Raw genomic sequence first — 18,588 nt, forward strand, 5'->3', positions numbered from 1 at the left:
GTATTTAACGGCTTAACTGCCGAATATCGATCGGGAAGCCCCCGACAGCCGCACGGAGAGGCAGCGGCAAAATATAAGTATGCCCTCGTTTTGCCGTTGGCGGTTTTACCGCCCAACACCAATCAAACGAATTAAGTGTGGATACCGTCTTATGGAGCAAAACCCGCAGTCACAGCTGAAGCTTCTTGTCCAACGTGGTAAGGAGCAAGGCTATCTGACCTATGCCGAGGTCAATGACCATCTGCCGGAAGATATCGTCGATTCAGATCAAATCGAAGACATCATCCAAATGATCAATGACATGGGTATTCAGGTGATGGAAGAAGCACCTGATGCCGATGATCTGCTGCTTGCTGAAACCTCCAACAGCACCGATGAAGACGCGGAAGAAGCGGCTGCCCAGGTTCTGTCCAGCGTTGAGTCCGAAATCGGTCGTACAACTGACCCGGTTCGCATGTACATGCGTGAAATGGGTACCGTTGAACTGTTAACCCGTGAAGGCGAAATCGACATCGCTAAACGCATCGAAGACGGGATTAACCAGGTTCAATGCTCCGTTGCCGAATACCCGGAAGCCATCACCTACCTGCTTGAGCAATACGATCGCGTAGAAGCTGAAGAAGCGCGTCTTTCCGATCTGATCACCGGCTTTGTCGATCCGAACGCGGAAGAAGACATGGCGCCAACGGCGACGCACGTCGGTTCTGAACTCTCTCAGGAAGAGTTGGATGACGATGAAGACGAAGATGAAGAAGAAGACGACGACAGCAGCGATGACGACAACAGCATCGATCCTGAATTAGCGCGTGAAAAATTTGGTGAACTGCGTACTCAGTACGAAATCACTCGCGACACCATCAAAGCGAAAGGCCGCAGTCATGCTGCCGCGCAGGAAGAAATTCAGAAGCTGTCTGAAGTGTTCAAACAGTTCCGCCTGGTGCCGAAGCAGTTCGACTACCTGGTAAACAGCATGCGCGTCATGATGGACCGCGTGCGTACTCAGGAACGTCTGATCATGAAGCTCTGCGTTGAGCAGTGCAAAATGCCGAAGAAAAACTTCATCACTCTGTTCACTGGCAATGAAACCAGCGAAACCTGGTTCAACGCGGCAATCGCGATGAACAAACCGTGGTCTGAAAAACTGCACGACGTGGCAGATGACGTTCACCGCGGCCTGCAGAAACTGCAGCAGATTGAAGAAGAAACCGGCCTGACCATCGAGCAGGTTAAAGATATCAACCGTCGCATGTCCATTGGTGAAGCGAAAGCCCGCCGTGCGAAAAAAGAGATGGTTGAAGCGAACTTACGTCTGGTTATCTCTATCGCCAAAAAGTACACCAACCGTGGTCTGCAGTTCCTGGATCTGATTCAGGAAGGTAACATCGGTCTGATGAAAGCGGTTGATAAGTTTGAATACCGTCGTGGTTACAAGTTCTCCACCTATGCAACCTGGTGGATCCGTCAGGCGATCACCCGTTCGATCGCGGATCAGGCGCGTACCATCCGTATCCCGGTACATATGATTGAGACCATCAACAAGCTCAACCGTATCTCCCGTCAGATGCTGCAGGAGATGGGCCGCGAGCCGACGCCGGAAGAACTGGCTGAACGCATGCTAATGCCGGAAGACAAGATCCGTAAAGTGCTGAAGATCGCTAAAGAGCCTATCTCCATGGAAACGCCGATCGGCGACGATGAAGATTCGCATCTGGGTGATTTCATCGAGGATACCACCCTCGAGCTGCCGCTGGACTCTGCGACCACCGAGAGTCTGCGTGCTGCAACGCACGACGTGCTGGCTGGCCTGACCGCCCGTGAAGCGAAAGTTCTGCGTATGCGTTTCGGTATCGATATGAATACCGACCACACGCTGGAAGAAGTGGGTAAACAGTTCGACGTTACCCGTGAACGTATCCGTCAGATCGAAGCAAAGGCGCTGCGTAAACTGCGTCACCCGAGCCGCTCTGAAGTACTGCGTAGCTTCCTCGACGATTAATCTCGCCGCATAAGCATAAACGCCACCGCAAGGTGGCGTTTTTCTTTATAGTCCTCGCCTGAGCAAGGCGTCATTCACTTCCCGATACGCCTCCACCAGTTTATCCAGCGTGATCCGGCTTAACCCGCTGGGATTCGGCAATACCCATATTTGCGTCGCGCCAATGGTCAACGTCTGTTTCCCCCACTGCGCCCCACGCTGGCTAAGACCCTGCTCAAATGCCTGCTTGCCAAGGATAGCGAGCGCCGCAGGCTGATACTCCTCAATTTTCTCAATGAGCAGACGACCGCCGCTACGCATCTCCTGCAGCTTCACCTCATTGGCTTGCACCGTTGGTCTGTCGACAAATTTAGTCACGCCGCAGCGGAAGTCCAGCAGGTGCTGTGCCTCTTCAGGTTTTAGCTGACGATCGGTAAATCCCGCCTGATGGATGACCTTCCAGAAGCGATTAGCGGGGTGTGCAAAGGGGAATCCTGTACCTGCGGAAGACAGCCCTGGGTTAATGCCGCAAAACACCACCCGTAGCCCCGGCGCCAGTATGTCCTTAACCATAATTACTCCGAACAATACATCAAGGGAACAAGTATAACGGACTGAAAATACATTGTTTATAAAAACAGCATCCGTACGCTTATGTCTGGATTGCAACGCAGAGTTACTTTATAATCCACCGCCACGGCCCCTTAGCTCAGTGGTTAGAGCAGGCGACTCATAATCGCTTGGTCGCTGGTTCAAGTCCAGCAGGGGCCACCAAATTTTAGCTTTATAATCATATAATTAAGCCACTCTAGCGAGTGGCTTTTTTGTTATCTTGTTTTCGAGTGGCGATGAAATGGCGGTTGATTTTTTACCACCACTTTCATGAGCACATAAAAAAACCCGCGCGCGGCGGGTCTTTAGAGAAAACTAATCAGAGCCACAATGGCCGCTGACCACTCACCGACGGGTGAGGTGGCGCCGGAATTATTGTTCCCGGTGTAACGATAAAACGTTCTACAGACTCCATCGTTACGAATGTGCAACTGCAATTAATATTCGTACATTGATGGTAACGCTCTTTAGTATTCTCGCTAAGATAGCGACTGGTACGAGCATGCGCTGCATGCTGGCATTTTGGACAATGGAACATGCCACCCCCACACATTCACAAAAAGTGAATTAATAATACTCAGTTATTCACCATTTGAGAACCATTTTCTTCCGACTCATATTCTATGCCAGAAAGCATAACCTCGAGATCTACAGCCGTCGTGAAGCCATTCCCGCCGAGATTATGGGTCACCTTACTGATTATCCATGACTGGTCGTCTATGACGCTTTTGAAGCCCGAGACCCTGACCGGCATTTCGGGATAAATATCTTCCCGACCATTTGCCAGCATGATTGAGAACTCCGCAACGCCGCGCTGTAATTTATCCCACTTCGCCTGAGCCGCGCGCATCGCTTGCGCCTTTGTCGCGTAAATGGTCGTCAGTGCGAAAACGTTGTCAGCCTCACCGGCCATATATTCACCCTCGCGGGCTTCCTGCTCTTTCTTCTTTTTCGCTGCGGTTTTACTGCTCACGACTTTTGCTTTCGGGTGCTGTAGCGCCCGGAGGTGCTGCTCTTTGGGCTTGCGCTTCAGCTTCACCGCTTGCTTTTGTTTCGCCGGTTTTGGGTCTTTGGTGTGCAGCCATTTAGCTATTACGCCGGTGTAAGCGCCACGGTCAGCAATAGCAAACTGATGCCGGTCGCCGTCACTGCGCTGAATGGTAATCTGAGGGATAGCTTTTCCGCTGGCCGTCGTACCACTTCCCGCTTTGAGCATCAACAATTTACCCGCTTTGACCGATACCGCGCCGCCGTTGCGTTCCGCGAGGCGAGTCAGGAAAACAGCGTCGGATTCCTGCGACTGGTCGATATGCGGAATTTTTATCCCGGCAAGAGAATCCGCGACGCTGGCCGTTAATTTATTCCGGGCGGCTATCGCGCTGACAATAGCGCCGAGCGTGGTGTCGTGCCATGATTCCTCGCGGCGTGAATTGAGCGTTCCGCGAAAATCAGCGCTACGGGCGCGAATGGTCACCGTATCTGGCGCCCCCCGGTGCTCCACCTCATCGACAGTAAATCGCCCCTTACCAACGAGCGCGAAACCTTTCCAGCCGAGATACAGTGACAGCACCGCGCCGCGAATCGGCAGCGCGACAAGCCCGTCAGAATCATCGAGCTCAATGTCGAGCTGGTCAGCTTCAAAGCCCCGGTTATCCGTCATCGAGAGATTAATCAGCCGGTCGCTGATATTGCCGGTGATATCTTTGCTTTCCAGTGTCAGCATAAAATCGGGCGTCAGTGTGGCCCCCGCGCCGGTGATAATATTCAGCATGATTAAGCCCCCACCTTAGACAGCAGATCACCCGCTTTACCGACCAGACTCTCGGCCTGTTTTCCGATATCGCCATAGACCGCCGTGAGCGACTCATCGACACGGGTCAGTGACAGAGTAAAGCTGATTTTTCGTGGCGACCCGTCCTCAAAAAATACCGTGCCGGTCTCCGAGACATTGCTGACAATAAACATCCCGTAAATCCAGCCCGAGCCAGAAATAAGCGGCCATGCTCGTCCCTGCTCGGCCATCGCATAAAGCGTCAGCATCGAAAACTTGCCGCCGGTCAGCTCAGGATACAGGTCACCGCTCAGGGTGATTTTGTCCTCTCCTTCACCGAGATACTGAAAAGCATCACGTTTCCCGATGCGGGAGTTTGACGCCCAGCTATAATCCGCGCTGCGCTGCATACTCTGATAGGGCAACGTCTGACGCATAAAAACAAACATACCTAATGCCAGCATCATAATCGGTCTCCTTAGTCATGCATCATGCTTGCGCGGGCTTTGGCGCGTTTCTCACGCTCATATTTTTCTAAGGCATCCTGCAAATCATTACCTAACCGACCGCCCGGCATACCGTTGCCCGGCACGTTGATTTGATAGGTTGGCCGACTCTGGTCGATGTAGGTTTTACCGGCGGGTGCCGTAACTGGCTGATAGCTGTTGTAAGAGCTGATAGCCGGGCTGTAACCGCTCTGCGTCGCCGCACTGGCTTTCGCCGCGGTCTGGTCAAGCGAGCTGGATTCTTTGTTGATAATCCCGAGCTTTTCCAGCACCCAGTCAATCCCGCTTCGCAGCTTGTTAAAGGCATTAAGCGGCATCAGCAAAGCATCAGCCAGCGCCTGACCGAACATGACACCGACGTTACGGCAACTGTTTAACGTGTCCTGAGTCGCTTTTACCGGCGCTATCAGGTCTTTAAACCACTGCCAGACACCGCGAAGTTTCTCGCTGAGGCCGTCAAAGACGGGTGCCAGCGGCGCGAACATTTCCCCGACCGGCGCAAAGGCGCTCATCAGCCCCTCGATAACACCACCGAAAAAGGCGCTGACAGGCTCCCAGTATTTGCGAATAAGCAGCGCGCCAGCGACAACCACCGCCGCAACGGCCACGACCGGCCATGTAATCGCACCGATAGCGGCGATAACCCCGCCACTGATTGTCGTAAAGACAGCACCAAGTGCGCCAGCAGCAGCGATGATGGCGTTAATACCGATAATAACCGGCCACGCAACAAGGCCGATTGCCCCTATAACCCCCACAACACCGATAGCCGCCGCTGAAATAACCCCAAGCGTCGTCGCCAGTGATTTATTTTTTTGTATCCAGCCATCAAGTTTTAAAACATACCCGGTCGCCGTTTGTACCAGCTTACGCAAGGATGACTCTTGCTGGTCAAACAGGTCTGTTCCGACCGCCTCATAAGCTGACTGGAACTCTTTAAAGTCGCCGCCGAGGTTGTCCTGCATGACCTTGACAAGCTCAGCCGTTTTACCGTCAGATGCTTTAAGCGTGGCGGTAAGCTGGTCCAGCTTACCGTTTGAGGCTGCAGTCATTAATACAGCAGCAGCTGAGCTTGCCTCTTCACCGAATATGGTTTTCATGTATTCAGCGCGCTGACCGGTACCGAGATTATTTTTCTCAAAGCTCCGCTGCATTTCTTTCAGGATGGTAAATATTGGGCGCGTGTTCCCCTTACCATCAGCCGTTTTTACGCCGAGCTCTTTAATAGCGTCATACGCTTTTCCCGTAGGAGCCTGTAGGCGACTTAACACAGCGCGGCTCCCCGTACCCGCCATCGAACCTGTAATTTTGGCGTCATGCAGTGCGCCGACCATTGCGGCTGTTTCTTCGATACTGACCCCGGCATTTTTCGCCACCGGCGCGGCATAGGTCAGCGCATCACTCAGGCCGTCAAAGTCGGCGGCGGTTTTGTTCATCGTCATCGACAGAACATCACCGATATGGGCGACCTTATCGTTTGAGAGCTGGAATGCAGAGCGCATCCCCATCAATAACCCGGCGTTCTCTTCCATCGTTCGACGGTTTGCGAGCGCCATATCAAGCGTCACTGGCGTAGCCGCCTGAATAGCAGCGGTATCACCACCGGCTTTTGCAATAATAATCTGAGCACCGGCAGCATCATCAGCCGACGCGGCTGTGTTATCACCGAGTTGACGCGCCTGTTTGCGAAGAGCCACCATATCAGCTGAATCTTTTTCGACGCCGAGAACAGCCTGAAGCTCAGAGTTTTTCTGAGCAAAATCATAACCGGGTTTCATTAGTGCAACACCGGCGAGAGTACCTGTTGTTGCCATACCTACCCCGGCAGCGCCCATCGAGGCGGCATTCCCTGCCAGAGCCTTCCCTGCCTGATAGCGTTTTTGTACTGCTCTCAGTTTCGCCTGTTGCGCGCTGACGCGCGCCAGTGCTTCACGCTGGCGGTTAAGCTGTGCGGTCGTTTCGCTGATATTATTTTTCAGGCGATTTTCATCATTCGTCAGGTTGCGGGTATTAATCCCCGCTTTACCGAGCTCCGCCTGTTGCCGCTTAACAGACTGCGTGAGGCTGTTATATTTCGTCTGCAACCCATCAGCCGCGCGTTTCGCTGACTCCAGCACTCTGGCCTGTGCCGCTGTTGGCCGTTCCGTGTTTTTAAACTGCACCGCCAGCGCTTCAGCTTCCTGTTTTGCTTTTTCCAGTGACTGGCCGGTTACCGCCAGTTGCGCACTGGTTTTACGAAAACCGTCTATTTTCGATGCCTGACCATTCAAATCACGCAGGGATTGCTGAGTCATGCGGAGATCACCAGACAGCGATTTACTCGCCGTCTGGATCGCTTTAAAGGGTCGTGTCGCCTGGTCGACAGCTTTCAGCAGCACTTCGAGTTTGAGGTTATTACTCATTCGTGTTTCCGCTTCGCTGTAGCGCTTTTTCGCGCCAGTTGACGAGCTCGGTCAGGCTCATGGGATAAAGGTCTGATGGCGACCAGTGAAAAATTACCGCTATGTCAGCCATCAGGTCATCGACCGAGAGTTTTTTCGGGAAGGTTACGCCGCCGAACTCGGTGACAAAAAACCGACCACCTTACCGGCAAACGACAGCAGGTCGGGCAGCTCCAGCGCGGCGGCTTCCTGCTCGGTCAGCGACGGCATGGTCATGCGTGGCAGAACTTTAATCAGCGCATCGACGTCAGAGTTTGCGACAGATGCCAGGCTGACGCCGCGAAGGGTTCCGGCACACGGCTTTAACAGGGTGACATCGGAAATTACCTGCTCGCCGCGCTTGATGGGTTTAATCAGAGTGACGATATTTTCGTTAGTTTTTTCCATGATATATCTCGTTAAATTCAGGTTTCAGGATGCCCGGCCAGCCATGCTGACCGGGACAATAATTACAGGCCGATATTCTGTCGGTGTGCCTCGAGCATGTCGGTACCGTTCACCATTTCGACGAGGTTCACGGTGTCAATTTCGACCATATCTTTACCGTTGAGGGTCAGCTTGTAGTACGAGCACTCGAGCGAGATTTTCGACTCCGTGTCTTCGCCCTGTTTGGCTTCGCCGAGGTCGATTTCTTTCTGACGGCCACGGAGAACAACCTCAACCGGCACGGTCTCGCCGGTGTCATCACGCTGGTAAGACCCGGCAAAACGTAGCGGCACGGAGGCCGTACCGGTGGCGGCATATAACGACCAGACAGCATCATCAGGAAAACCGCCGAGCGAGATTTCAGCCGACAGCGCATCGTCATCGAGGCCAAGGTCAACCGAGGCTGAGCCATTCATCCCGCCGCCGCGATACCTCTCGAGCTTTCGGGTTAATTTTGGCAGCGTGACGGACTGCACGACGCCGAGATAACTCACCCCGTCGATAAACAGGTTCATGAGTTTGAGCTTGCGCGGTAATGCCATTTGTCAGGCTCCTTATTTGCTGTTGACGGATGAGATGAGATTCGCCAGATATTTATCGGTGATGCGCTGGCGTAAGGTCAGGTGTTCGAGTGGCGGGACAGGCGTATAGTCATAATCGATAAACAGCTTCCCGGCCTTCAGGGATTCTTTGCTGTTGGCCTCTTCGTCAAACCAGCACGTCGCATCGATGATGTAACCACCGCTTTTCAGTTCGCGGAATTTCGCGTTAATACCGTCGATAATGTCGCGAATCAGTGTCGCGGTAATGGGCTTATCGTTCGCCCACATATGCCCCTCGGCCATTGTGTCGGCGATGACCTGTGCCGTGCGGGTGTAATTCTCAAACTGAAACAGCGGGTCATCGGAGCAATTACGGTTACCCCAGAAGCGGAAACCATCGGCACGAATCAGCGTGGTAACACCGGCCTCATTCAGCAGGTCAGCATCGGTGCCTTTTTCCTGCAAATCCCAGAAGACGGATGCGCTGATACCGGTGACCTCATTGACGCCGACGTTTGACAGGGTTTTGTGCCAGCCGGTGTCATTGTCAATTTTGGCGCGCAGACCCAGCGCGATGGCGGTCGCGTAGCTGGTCGTTGTGGCGCTGGTCGCGGTATCCCATCCGAGGAATTCAGGCCAGATAATCATGAGTTCACGTGCGCTGAAATTCTCACGATAGGCAATGACGTCAGAAATGGTTTTACAGCCCCACGCGCTGACATAGGCGAAAGCGCGCAGTTTCTGAGCCACGGAGACAAGCGAGGTCGCCACTTCCTGAGTATCGTGACCCGGCACACCGAGAATACGGGGCTTCACGCCGGTGACCGCTTTTGCCGTTAACAGTGCTTTCAGCCCGGTGTATTTGCCGTTCTCATCCGTGGTGCCGATGATGTTCGAAATGGTTTGCGCCTGTGCCTCTTCGCCTTCGCCGGTACCCTCTGCGACACGCACGACAACAACAACCGGTTTTGACTGGTTAGCGATGAGCTGTAGGGATTTTGCCAGGGTACCTTTAGTACCGGCTTTTGCGATGGCGCTTTGTGGGTTGGTAATCAGCACCGGCTCATTGAGCGGAAATGCCCCGGCGTCAGCATCGCTGGCTGTACAGACCATACCAACGACCGCTGTTGATACCGTCGAGATTGTGCGGGTGCCGTCGTTAATTTCGACGACCTCGACACCGTGATGATAATCACTCATCCGTTTAACTCCGTTAGTTGGGGTGAGTGATATTGTCGGGTGTACATTTACAGGGGGCTATTTGTCAGGGTTCTGCGAACGCTGACACAACAGATGAGAAGAATAAAAAGCGAGCTTATGCCCGCCTTGCCTTACTCATACTTAACCGGCCACTCGATATCCGGTGCTTTGGAGATGTCAACGCGCATAAGTAATACCCGGTATTTTTTCCACTCAGCTAAGGCGTTAATTTCTTCTGCGCTGGCAATTCCAGAATCAACAGCATCCTGTCGCCAGCAAATCTCAGACTCTGCTTCGGTGCGTAATTCGCGTTGCATTTGCCCAGCCTGAGCGACCAGTTGTTTTGCAGACAGGGCTGGGATATCAACCCATACAGGATAACCATTTTTATCCGTCCCGAGCATTTTCTCTTTTGGTGGATACTGGCTATAAACAGCCATGACCTCATCGCTCACACTGGCGGCATTCTCCGGCCACGCTCCGGCAGAAATATATGCTTCTTTAAGTGCTTCCGGATAAAAAACACCCTGATAAAATTTATTCATAAATACCCCACAGCAAAAAAACAACAGTCTTCCAACGAGCCGGCTGGGGCCCAGTTTTGAATACTAATTTGAGAACGATTAGCCAGCCGAACATTCATCGCCTGACTGTAACCCGTTGTTCCCCGACATCCCATTGCCCACAGGCCACCAGTTGGGAAAGCATAAGGCAGGTTGTAGATAGCATCTTCTCCTCCGCGTGTCTGAATGGTTCCCCATTGCAGCATTATCTTCACTGGGTTATCTGTGGTTGCAAGACAGGGAATGTATAAATAGCCATTTCCACTGGCGTAAAAAGTGAAATGTGATGCGCTCAATACCTGGTCCTTTCCAGTGCCCATTGACGCCAGCGCGGCCGAGCCAAGCTGCAGGGCATTCCTGAAAGCAGCCACATTAGAAATATCAGCGCCATTAGCTGATTTCTGCATCGCACCGGCAGCTTTATTTATCGTGTCTAAGAGACCGAGATTCTGTAAAAATAACGCCACATTGGGAATATCTGCGCCATTACGTTCTTTCGCCAGACGTGCATTCGCATTATCCATCACTATTTTTACTGCTTTCAGTGTGGCAGCTATCAGTTCACTTTCGCTTGAAACACTATTACTAAGCCGCACAAATCCCTTTTCATCTAGCGTGGCGTCAGGGTGATTACGTGACCGCTCATGTGTGCGTAGCAAACTGTCAGCATAGGCTTTTACCTCGATAACCTTGTCGTCGACATACTGGCGCGTTGACAGCACGACCGACGGGTCGATTTTTAAGGTGATTGCCGACGTGCTCGAGACAACAAGAATCATGCGAATGGTCTGCGTTCGACCGCTCCCCTCGGCCAGTAACGGCTTGTAGGTTTCCGGGCAGTTGGCGACAGCAATCAAAATGCCATCTTCATCATAAAGACCGATTTCACGGATGAAAAAACCGCCCTCATTTTCCGGGATAATTTGCTCGGCAATAATCTGACCGGCGTCGTTAGCATCCACGCTCAGTGAATTAATCGGCGCGATGCGGGTCTGGTTAATGAGTTTTGTCTGAGCCGGGTCAGGCGTCGGCAACGTGCCGTTACCATCACCAACAGCCATTTGTGTGATATTAAGTTTTGTACCGAGCATGGTCGCGTTTGCCAGTCGCACCGCGCCCTGATTGGTCAGGATGGCAAAATATTTTGTTGTCATGCGCTTACTCGCAGGTTATCAATCAGATGAATGGCCGAAGCCGGATAAAACTCACCACCGACGACAATTTCCCCGGCGGCATAGGGATAAACGGTTAACAGGTCGCCGTCATAGCAGCTTGCGCCCACATAAGCGCGCCCAGTGGTGCTCAGGCTGATAGCTAGCCCGGTCAGGTGTCGGCTTGCCGGTTTTGCCCCTTCTATCAGGCGCTCGAGTTCGAGGTACATCTCATCGGTGATACCGGTCTCGAGTACGCCAACAACAAGCCGGAAAGTTCCGGGCTCTTCGTTGAGTTCCCACCACTCCTTAACCTCAATCAGATAGCCCAGCGGCTCCACCACGCGCCGTAAGGCGGCGATAGTGCCTTTGTGGGCATGGATGAAAAACGCCGAGGCGATGACGCTGCGTTTTGTCGCCTCCGGCCAGTTCTCATCCCACCGGTCAACCGAAAACGCCCACGCCAGATAGGGCAGCAGCCGCACCGGGCAGGTGCGCCAGTTCCACAATGTGCGAAGCGGAACCGGCACACGCTCGATATCTGCGGCCGCGCGGGCGGCGGCAACCTCCAGCACCGACGAGCCAACGGGCAACAGCCGGTTATCACTCATCAGCACCCCCGTCAGCGATGCGGTATTCGGTGCAACAGGATGCCTGGTATTTACTGAGCACAATGTCAGCCAGTGGCGCGGCCAGTTCGACACGCTGTACACCTTCAACGTGCAGGGCGGCATAGATGGCCGACTGGCGAATGTCGCGACCCAGTCGCTGTTGTGCGCTGATGTATGCCTTCAGTTTTTCCTCTGCGGCCTGACGGATTGGCTCGGCCTCCGGCCCCGGATAAAAATACAGCGTGGCGTCAATCTGATACGGCACGATTTCAGCACTCTGCACCGTCACCCTGTCGCCAACCGGGCGCACCTCTTCAGCATTTAGTGCTTTTTCAACGATGGTCAGAAGTTCATCGGATGCGGTGCCATCATCCTCGCGTGACAGTACGGTGATGGTCACACAGGCCGGTGACGGGCTGACAACCGAGATATCAGCGACCCGACCGTCGGCGCTGCGCCCGTGGTATTCATATGCGCCGACCGGACCAGCCACGCTGAGCCCTTCATAAGCCTGTTGTGCGCGTAACCGTAAATCGGCATCAGATTCCATGACGGCGGGTGTTGGCGGGATAGTGCTGTCATCGGCTGGCGTCACAATCTGTCGCCCGGTGTTGTTGTTTCCGGCCATCACATCGAGGTCGTTATTACTCGCGTAAGCCAGTGTGCAGCTTTTCGCCGCATCGTTCACACGCTGACGCCAGATAACCTCCCGATAGGCGTTTTCCTCCAGATACTTCACCAGTGGATCAGACTCAAGGGCGAGAGTTCGCGCAACAGCGTCCTGTTGTTCTTCAGGGTAAAGCGAGACCAGCGTCGCTTTGCGTTCCGCGAGAATAGTTTCAAAATCCAGCGTTTCTACCACGTCAGGCGCGGGGAGCTGGCTCAGGTCGATGGTTGGCATAAATTCAACTCACAGGAATAGTCAGTGACAGGGTTTTGCCGGTGTCCCGGGTCTCGCCGGTCAGCTCAACAATCATCTGACCGTTAAACTGACGTTCGACCGTCAGCGAGCTGATGCTGATGCGCGGCTCCCACTTCAGCAGCGCCATATAACAGGCGCACATAATTTGCAGCCTCAGCGCGTCGGTCTGCGGCATATCAATCAGGGAGAACAGCAGCGAGCCATAATCGCGGCGCATCACGCGAGAGCCGACTGGCGTTCGCAAAATATCGCCACAGCTCTGACGGATGTGATCGGCGTCAGTGATGGCGAGCCCGGTCTCCCTGTTCATACCGATATAACGGGTCGTCATTTCGTGCCCTCCGTCCAGGCTCCACCCCTTTGCACACCGCCGTGACCGTGGTTGTCGACCTGAACGCCGTTTGATTTAAACGTACCGTCGATGTGTTCGATGTTTCCGCGCATGGTGCCGCCTTGTTGCACCTCAAGCGTCGCCGTCGTCAGTTTGTTGGTGCAGACCACTTCCGGGGTTTCGAGGGTGATGCGGGTCTCGGCTTTCACCGTCACCAGCGGTACCGTCGCGGTGATGGAATCCGACGCCGTAACATCTGCGGTTTTAATGCCGCTCACAGTCAGTGCGCCGGTCTCCGGCTCGTACTCGATAACAGCCCCATCAGGAAAGGTGATGTGAAATGCATCAGCCGATGCCGACGGCCCGGGGTGGTCATCGGAGAAAATACCGGGCAACACAAAAGCGGTGTCGAGCTCACCACCGACGGCCAGCAGTAAAACCTGCTCACCCACAGACGGAGCCCACCAGACACGTGAGCGACCGGCGCGCGTAGTCAGCCACTGAAGCCAGTCGGTAACAATGCCGCCAGTCTGGACGCGACAGCGCCCGTCATCGAGGTCAACTTCGACGACGACGCCGGTGCGTATCAGGTTGCGAAGGAGGCGTGAAATTTCTTGTATACGTGATAATGTTGTCATAGACGTTAGAGTGCTAAATTTACCTACGAATGCCAAAGGCTAGGGGCTGTACCTTCGCTAGCACAACTTGTAGGCGGTTTTTATCGATATAAGTCTAAAAAAATGGATACAAAAAATGGGAAACTCCAAACGCATTGCTTTTAGAATAGTTATTACGCTCAACAACAACTCAGCAACCGTCGTACCTGAATGTCATAATTTAAAATATAAGTTCTCCAGAAATCACACTGACAAACTAGAAATCACTGGAGATACCATCACAATATCCGGTAGCCGTTCTGGAAAGCCTAATTTCGATGAAATATTCGCCAATAATCAAAGCGAGGTTTATTTTCAGGTAATTAAATCATATATTTATTACTGCGTCGCGAATGGCAACATATTTAAAATATTGAAAATAGAATGTCATAATAACGACGACGCCATCGATAAAGTATACTCTGGTGATGAGATACGAAATCTCAACGTGTCAAACAATGCACCAAATATAAGAAAGATAAACAAGGCAAAAGCGGCAATAATTTTTGAGGCCACGCCTGAAAGTAATAAATACCTGTACGCTATGAGCACATTAATCCGTTCACTTTGTAGTGACGACAATAACGACATTTTCGAAAAAATATGGAAGTCCTATAACTCAATTTACCGAGTCATCAGCAATGAAAAGCAAGAGGTTGAATGTCTTAATGAAATGGGGAGGGAGATAATAAGCAACCCTGCAAACTACCCTCTTTCTGTAAATGCCGCTCAAGCCATTTCGGGTAATGATATATCGGATTCCACTCGGTGGTGGAGGATGTTAGAGAATAAATTCATCATACGAGGAAATAAAAAAACTCGAGAAAATAATTTCTCTACCTTCCTTACTCAATATCAAGACTTTCGATTAAATGAAGTATCTCAGAGGAACGTTGATATTGAAAAAAACTTTTGGACCAACTCCAACCTAAAAACCACAACAATAAATGACATTGCAAATAAAATAAATAACAACCAAAGAAATGATGCCGAAGTAGTTGATGCAATTTGTAATCATTACGCCTACTTCCTTAGAAATAAAACCCTGCATGGAGATCAAACAGATCATTCTTTCAGGTTCATACCCTATAACAAAGAAGAGAAAACATTGAAATTCACCTCGAATATTTTGTTTTTACTGGTGTGCGACCTGATAAATAGCCACACACTCCAGACAAGTTAAATTGATTAGATATCGAAGCCCTTGGCTATTATAACTTCAATAATAGCCAAGTCGTCACTCTGGAAACCTAACAATGGTCGGGCATCATACTGTACCGGCGTACTGTTTCGCCCGGGCTTATCCTTGAGGCCGTACTGATGCACATTCGCCATCCGTTGTACTTTACCGGTAAATTCCACGACCGCCGCGTCATTCCCCGCCGTAGCTTTCATAAAGCGACTGGTGCGGAGTTTGGCGAACATTTCCCGCTTAACCCGGCCTTTTTTGGCTTTTACCGGCTGGCGTTTTCGGGCGGCGTAAGGTGTCCCGTCCGGGGCTTTCTGCGTTTTAATCCGGCGCTGTTGACGGGCTCGCAGGGTCTTCGCGATATCTGCGGCCATTCTGCGACGGGCAGCAGGTGACAGCGCCGCTATCAGCCCCGCGAGCTTATCGTCAAAGGGTTTAAAGTCATTCATGCAAGCGACTCACGAGCTCACCGTTAACATACAGTTCAACTGGCCGGGTAACGGGCTCCGGCGGCTGCGGCTCTTCAGCCTGTTCGACGTGGAGCTTATCCCCCTGCTCTTTAACGATAGTGCGCTCGGTCAGCATCAGGCTGATACTGATATCGGTGCTGTCGTTGTCGTTGATATCGGCAAAATAGGTGAATCCCTTTTTACGCCCTTCATCGGTCGTCATAATGTCAGCCTGATGGATGCGCAACCATGCCTGAATCGGGACGAGTAACAGCTCGATATCATCCGTGAAATCGGTCACCACCACATTAAGCGTGTACCGGTTCTCAAACGACAGCGACGTCGCCAGCGTCGAGGCAAGATTCCCGTTGTCGATAAAGACACGCATCATATCGGGGTTTCGTGCCAGCACCGGCACAGCGTCAGTTAAGGCTTTTCGCAGACTCTTCGGCTTGTACATCGATTCTATCCTGACAGTTTTTTATTGTTCTGACCTGAAGCGCACAGCGCTCGAGGGCGCTTTCGAGCTGGCGTATATCCGCGCTCAGGTCGCCATTGGTGGTCGGGTCACTTCCCGGCATCGGGCAAAGACTGACCCTCGGGCATGCGTTGTAAACAATCACCGGCGTCGGCACAGGCGGCGCGCTGGTGCAACCGGCGCACAGCATCAGGCAAATCAGCGCTATACCAGCGGCGAAGTTGTTCGTTTTCATTGAGTAACCTCGTAATGGTCTGTTCCCGGCGTTGCGCCCGCGCTCCGGCATCGATGAGCTCACCGCGCAGTAAGACCTGAGCGGTCTCATTTTCCTCACGGATACGGGAGGCCGTTTTAAGCTGGCTTTTCAGCATGGTAATCACCGTTTTTTGTTCACCGGCGACTTTATTCGCCCGCTCAAAGGAACGGGTCAGACTGGTGTTTTCGTGCCGCATCCAGAGCAGCCCGGCCACGGCCAGCACTAACAACACGACTATCGTTTTCATTTCGCCCCCTTCAGGCAGTAAGTACGCTCGCGAAAGCGGCGGTTTTCGAGCCCGGTATTACGCTCACCATTCACAAACACCCAGCGGGTAAGCTGGTCACAGGCCTGCCACCATTGCCGGTGTTTCAGGTGATACACCAGCGTCGAGCGACAGGCCGCGCCGGTGCCGACGTTAAAAGCGAAGCTGACCAGCGCGTCATAGACGGCGGGTGGCATGTCCACCGGCACACAGACCGCGAGTCGTTTCTCGACGTTCAGCACGTCGGCGACCAGATTCGCGGCGGCTTCCTTCTCGGTGATATCCCGTTTCGGTACCACCCCGGCAGTGTGGCCGATGCCTGACGTCCACACACCCGCGCTGCACTGGTAAGGACGCAACCGGCACCCCTCGAGGTCGGCAATCAGCGCGAGCCCCTCCGGCGAGGTGTGAAGCAAACGAAAATCAGGCACCAGTGCCGCCAGCGCCAGCACGACGGCCACACTGCAACGTTTAACGAATGAGCCCACGAATAACCCCCTTATCAATCCCCATCGAGACGAGATAGCGGTATTTCTTTCGCTGGTACCAGAAGTTAACCAGCGCGGTAAAAATGGCGCAGCTTCCCCCGACATAAAGCGCGAGCCGTTCCGGTGTCTGCGTACCGAAATACGCCAGCACCACTGACAGCCAGTAGGTCAGAAAGGTTGTGATTTTATCCACAGTCAGTCCCATAAATTCACGGTCTCCGATACCGGTGCGGCGTCGACTTCAGGCAGACTGACCGCCGTGCCATGTGGCAGGACGACACCCAGCTCGGCGAGCCCCGGATTAGCCAGCAATACCGCCTCGACCACACCTTCAGTACGCCCGTAATGGCGCTGACATAACGTGTCGAGCGTGTCGCCCTGATGCGCGATGACGTTCATCAGATTTGCCCCACGATGCAGCGCGCTTTGTCCTGGATGCGGGCAACCGACCAGCGCATGTCACGCCACATTTCATCGATGGTGTCATCGATGCTGTCGGCCTTTTTGTCACCTTTGGCGCTGGCATCAACGCCCCGGTAACGCTCGTACAGCGTCGCGGTCGTCATCGAGCAAACAGCGTTGAAGTAGTGAAAAACCCGCACACTTTCGCCGTCGAGTTCATCCGTCGGCACATCCTCAAGTCGCGCGTAACCGGCGGCGAGCTGAAGGTCGCGCCAGTCGGTTAACTCGGCGTTGGTCTCGGCCATCGCGGTTTTAATCGCCCGGCGCAGACGCACCGGCGTCACAGTCTGCTCGAGGCGCATTTCTTCGCGCATGCGCTTCGGGTCAACATCCGGGAAAAAAGCCGTGTTTTTAATCACCGGCTCGTCGACCGGCACCGGCGGGATGACCATCGGGTCGCGCTGTTGCGCCGGGTTATTCATCACAATCATGGTCATGAGTACCTCAGTAAATAGGTGGGCGGTGGACGCCGGTCGCAGTTACGGTGAATCACCGACATTGACCAGCGTGCCGCCCGGCGCGGGGCGCGTTCTGTTAACCGGCGACTTTCTTCGGGCGTCCCCGCCCTCGTTTCACCGGTGAATCTTGTTTTTTCGCGGGTGCCTTTTTCGCGGCTTTCGGCGCCGTTTTTTTGACGGCGACCGGTTTCGGGTTCAGCTCACGAGTGAGGGTCTCAATGTCTTTTCTTACCCCGGCGTGGGTGTCGAGCTGTAAGGCGCGTTGCAGGTGCGCCAGTGCATCAGGAAGCTGACCGGCATCACGCAGGGTCAGACCGGTGACCTTATGCAGTCGGGCGCGCACTTCGTCAGGCATATCGGCGGCATCGGTCAGCCCGATGACCTCGAGCAGTTGTGCAGCGTCGACCGGCTCACCGCCGATACGGGCGCGGAGAGCCGCGAGCGCGACCTCTTCGGCCAGCATGTAAGGCGCGGGGCGGGAATGGTTTTCCGGCATCGACAGGCCAAAACGCAGGGCATAGCGCGCAATCTCAACAGCGCCGGTGATATCCCCCGCATCCAGACGCCAGAGCATCACCGTCATCAGAATGTCATCCTGTGCGCCGGTGCCGCTTTCCAGTACGCCAGCGACCCACGGCAGGTACAGCGGGAGTAATTCGCGTTTTTTATCCGCTTTGCGCTCTTTAGAACGAATGGCTGATAGCGTCCTGCGGTCTGCGGCCAGCTTGACGAGCATTTGCTCGTAAGGTGAGGCATGACGCAGCGGGGCGTTATCCCGCTGCGATGCCCTGACAGCCGAGACCCGCATCGCGTGACGCTGTGCGGGGGTTGCCATC

25 protein-coding genes, 1 tRNA gene and 1 pseudogene are annotated in these 18,588 nt (G+C 53.5%); 3 read left to right on the plus strand and 24 right to left on the minus strand.

The features are described 5' to 3' along the window. Positions 1-151 precede the first annotated feature (151 nt). Positions 152-1,996, plus strand: coding sequence for an RNA polymerase sigma factor RpoD (gene rpoD, locus LA337_20005; GenBank protein UBI15420.1), 1,845 nt, complete (start codon positions 152-154; stop codon positions 1,994-1,996). A 45-nt stretch (positions 1,997-2,041) separates the two neighbouring features. On the opposite strand, the gene mug is transcribed toward rpoD, so the two are convergent. Beyond that, the gene (gene mug, locus LA337_20010) at positions 2,042-2,548 is read right to left on the minus strand and encodes a G/U mismatch-specific DNA glycosylase (protein UBI15421.1); all 507 of its coding nucleotides are present in this window, start codon (positions 2,546-2,548) and stop codon (positions 2,042-2,044) included. Positions 2,549-2,673: 125 nt separating this feature from the next. Between mug and LA337_20015 the strand changes: the two genes are divergently transcribed. Then, positions 2,674-2,749: transfer RNA gene (locus LA337_20015), tRNA-Ile, on the plus strand. Positions 2,750-2,906: 157 nt separating this feature from the next. Here the strand turns inward: LA337_20015 and LA337_20020 are convergent. From LA337_20020 to LA337_20085, 14 genes and pseudogenes are all read right to left on the minus strand, one after another. Beyond that, complete coding sequence (locus tag LA337_20020) at positions 2,907-3,125, minus strand: DNA-binding transcriptional regulator (GenBank protein ID UBI15422.1); 219 nt, start codon at positions 3,123-3,125, stop codon at positions 2,907-2,909. Between the two features lie 39 nt (positions 3,126-3,164). Continuing rightward, positions 3,165-4,358, minus strand: a complete 1,194-nt coding sequence (locus LA337_20025; protein ID UBI15423.1) for a phage late control D family protein — start codon at positions 4,356-4,358, stop codon at positions 3,165-3,167. A gap of 2 nt (positions 4,359-4,360) precedes the next feature. After that, a complete protein-coding gene (locus tag LA337_20030; GenBank protein ID UBI15424.1) occupies positions 4,361-4,825 on the minus strand; it encodes a phage tail protein in 465 nt (154 codons plus the stop codon). Positions 4,826-4,836: 11 nt separating this feature from the next. Further along, positions 4,837-7,266 (minus strand): phage tail tape measure protein, encoded by a 2,430-nt coding sequence (locus LA337_20035; GenBank protein UBI15425.1) that lies wholly within the window; start codon positions 7,264-7,266, stop codon positions 4,837-4,839. Beyond that, positions 7,259-7,378 (minus strand): GpE family phage tail protein, encoded by a 120-nt coding sequence (locus LA337_20040; protein UBI15426.1) that lies wholly within the window; start codon positions 7,376-7,378, stop codon positions 7,259-7,261. The genes LA337_20035 and LA337_20040 overlap by 8 nt, the downstream gene beginning before the upstream one ends. A gap of 32 nt (positions 7,379-7,410) precedes the next feature. Further along, positions 7,411-7,692, minus strand: a complete 282-nt coding sequence (locus LA337_20045; GenBank protein UBI15427.1) for a phage tail assembly protein — start codon at positions 7,690-7,692, stop codon at positions 7,411-7,413. Between the two features lie 62 nt (positions 7,693-7,754). Further along, positions 7,755-8,273 (minus strand): phage major tail tube protein, encoded by a 519-nt coding sequence (locus LA337_20050; protein UBI15428.1) that lies wholly within the window; start codon positions 8,271-8,273, stop codon positions 7,755-7,757. A gap of 12 nt (positions 8,274-8,285) precedes the next feature. Then, positions 8,286-9,473 carry a phage tail sheath protein gene (locus LA337_20055; protein ID UBI15429.1) on the minus strand — a complete coding sequence of 396 codons (1,188 nt, stop codon included), beginning with the start codon at positions 9,471-9,473 and terminating at the stop codon, positions 8,286-8,288. A gap of 131 nt (positions 9,474-9,604) precedes the next feature. Then, positions 9,605-10,018 carry a tail fiber assembly protein gene (locus tag LA337_20060; protein ID UBI15430.1) on the minus strand — a complete coding sequence of 138 codons (414 nt, stop codon included), beginning with the start codon at positions 10,016-10,018 and terminating at the stop codon, positions 9,605-9,607. A gap of 548 nt (positions 10,019-10,566) precedes the next feature. After that, positions 10,567-11,190 (minus strand): annotated as a pseudogene (locus LA337_20065) (phage tail protein). Further along, on the minus strand, positions 11,187-11,798 hold the full coding sequence (locus LA337_20070) for a phage tail protein I (protein UBI15431.1): 612 nt from the start codon (positions 11,796-11,798) through the stop codon (positions 11,187-11,189). The pseudogene LA337_20065 and the gene LA337_20070 overlap by 4 nt, the downstream one beginning before the upstream one ends. After that, a complete protein-coding gene (locus LA337_20075) occupies positions 11,791-12,699 on the minus strand; it encodes a baseplate assembly protein (GenBank protein ID UBI15432.1) in 909 nt (302 codons plus the stop codon). The genes LA337_20070 and LA337_20075 overlap by 8 nt, the downstream gene beginning before the upstream one ends. 4 nt (positions 12,700-12,703) lie before the next feature. Further along, positions 12,704-13,051 (minus strand): GPW/gp25 family protein, encoded by a 348-nt coding sequence (locus LA337_20080; GenBank protein UBI15433.1) that lies wholly within the window; start codon positions 13,049-13,051, stop codon positions 12,704-12,706. Next, entirely contained in the window at positions 13,048-13,689 is a 642-nt protein-coding gene (locus LA337_20085; protein ID UBI15434.1) for a phage baseplate assembly protein V, read from the minus strand. The genes LA337_20080 and LA337_20085 overlap by 4 nt, the downstream gene beginning before the upstream one ends. Before the next feature lie 115 nt (positions 13,690-13,804). Here LA337_20085 and LA337_20090 point away from each other — a divergent pair, with 115 nt between their 5' ends. Continuing rightward, positions 13,805-14,890 carry a hypothetical protein gene (locus LA337_20090; GenBank protein UBI15435.1) on the plus strand — a complete coding sequence of 362 codons (1,086 nt, stop codon included), beginning with the start codon at positions 13,805-13,807 and terminating at the stop codon, positions 14,888-14,890. Between the two features lie 5 nt (positions 14,891-14,895). Here LA337_20090 and LA337_20095 read toward each other — a convergent pair whose 3' ends face one another. The 9 genes from LA337_20095 to LA337_20135 form a co-directional block, all read right to left on the minus strand. Then, positions 14,896-15,345: a phage virion morphogenesis protein gene (locus LA337_20095; protein ID UBI15436.1), complete on the minus strand. Its 450-nt coding sequence runs from the start codon at positions 15,343-15,345 to the stop codon at positions 14,896-14,898. Beyond that, positions 15,338-15,805, minus strand: coding sequence for a phage tail protein (locus LA337_20100; GenBank protein ID UBI15437.1), 468 nt, complete (start codon positions 15,803-15,805; stop codon positions 15,338-15,340). The genes LA337_20095 and LA337_20100 overlap by 8 nt, the downstream gene beginning before the upstream one ends. Further along, positions 15,768-16,031: an Rz1-like lysis system protein LysC gene (gene lysC / locus LA337_20105; GenBank protein UBI18522.1), complete on the minus strand. Its 264-nt coding sequence runs from the start codon at positions 16,029-16,031 to the stop codon at positions 15,768-15,770. Before lysC ends, LA337_20100 begins: the two co-directional genes overlap by 38 nt. Continuing rightward, a complete protein-coding gene (gene lysB, locus LA337_20110; GenBank protein UBI15438.1) occupies positions 15,913-16,326 on the minus strand; it encodes an Rz-like lysis system protein LysB in 414 nt (137 codons plus the stop codon). The genes lysC and lysB overlap by 119 nt, the downstream gene beginning before the upstream one ends. Further along, positions 16,323-16,832, minus strand: a complete 510-nt coding sequence (locus tag LA337_20115; protein UBI15439.1) for a lysozyme — start codon at positions 16,830-16,832, stop codon at positions 16,323-16,325. Before LA337_20115 ends, lysB begins: the two co-directional genes overlap by 4 nt. Next, positions 16,816-17,037 carry a phage holin family protein gene (locus tag LA337_20120; protein UBI15440.1) on the minus strand — a complete coding sequence of 74 codons (222 nt, stop codon included), beginning with the start codon at positions 17,035-17,037 and terminating at the stop codon, positions 16,816-16,818. Before LA337_20120 ends, LA337_20115 begins: the two co-directional genes overlap by 17 nt. Further along, positions 17,028-17,231 carry a tail protein X gene (locus tag LA337_20125; protein ID UBI15441.1) on the minus strand — a complete coding sequence of 68 codons (204 nt, stop codon included), beginning with the start codon at positions 17,229-17,231 and terminating at the stop codon, positions 17,028-17,030. The genes LA337_20120 and LA337_20125 overlap by 10 nt, the downstream gene beginning before the upstream one ends. Beyond that, positions 17,231-17,731, minus strand: coding sequence for a head completion/stabilization protein (locus LA337_20130; protein UBI15442.1), 501 nt, complete (start codon positions 17,729-17,731; stop codon positions 17,231-17,233). The genes LA337_20125 and LA337_20130 overlap by 1 nt, the downstream gene beginning before the upstream one ends. Before the next feature lie 97 nt (positions 17,732-17,828). Continuing rightward, positions 17,829-18,587, minus strand: coding sequence for a terminase endonuclease subunit (locus LA337_20135; GenBank protein UBI15443.1), 759 nt, complete (start codon positions 18,585-18,587; stop codon positions 17,829-17,831). Position 18,588 lies beyond the last annotated feature (1 nt).

The organism is Citrobacter europaeus (assembly GCA_020099315.1).
Lineage (GTDB): Bacteria > Pseudomonadota > Gammaproteobacteria > Enterobacterales > Enterobacteriaceae > Citrobacter > Citrobacter europaeus.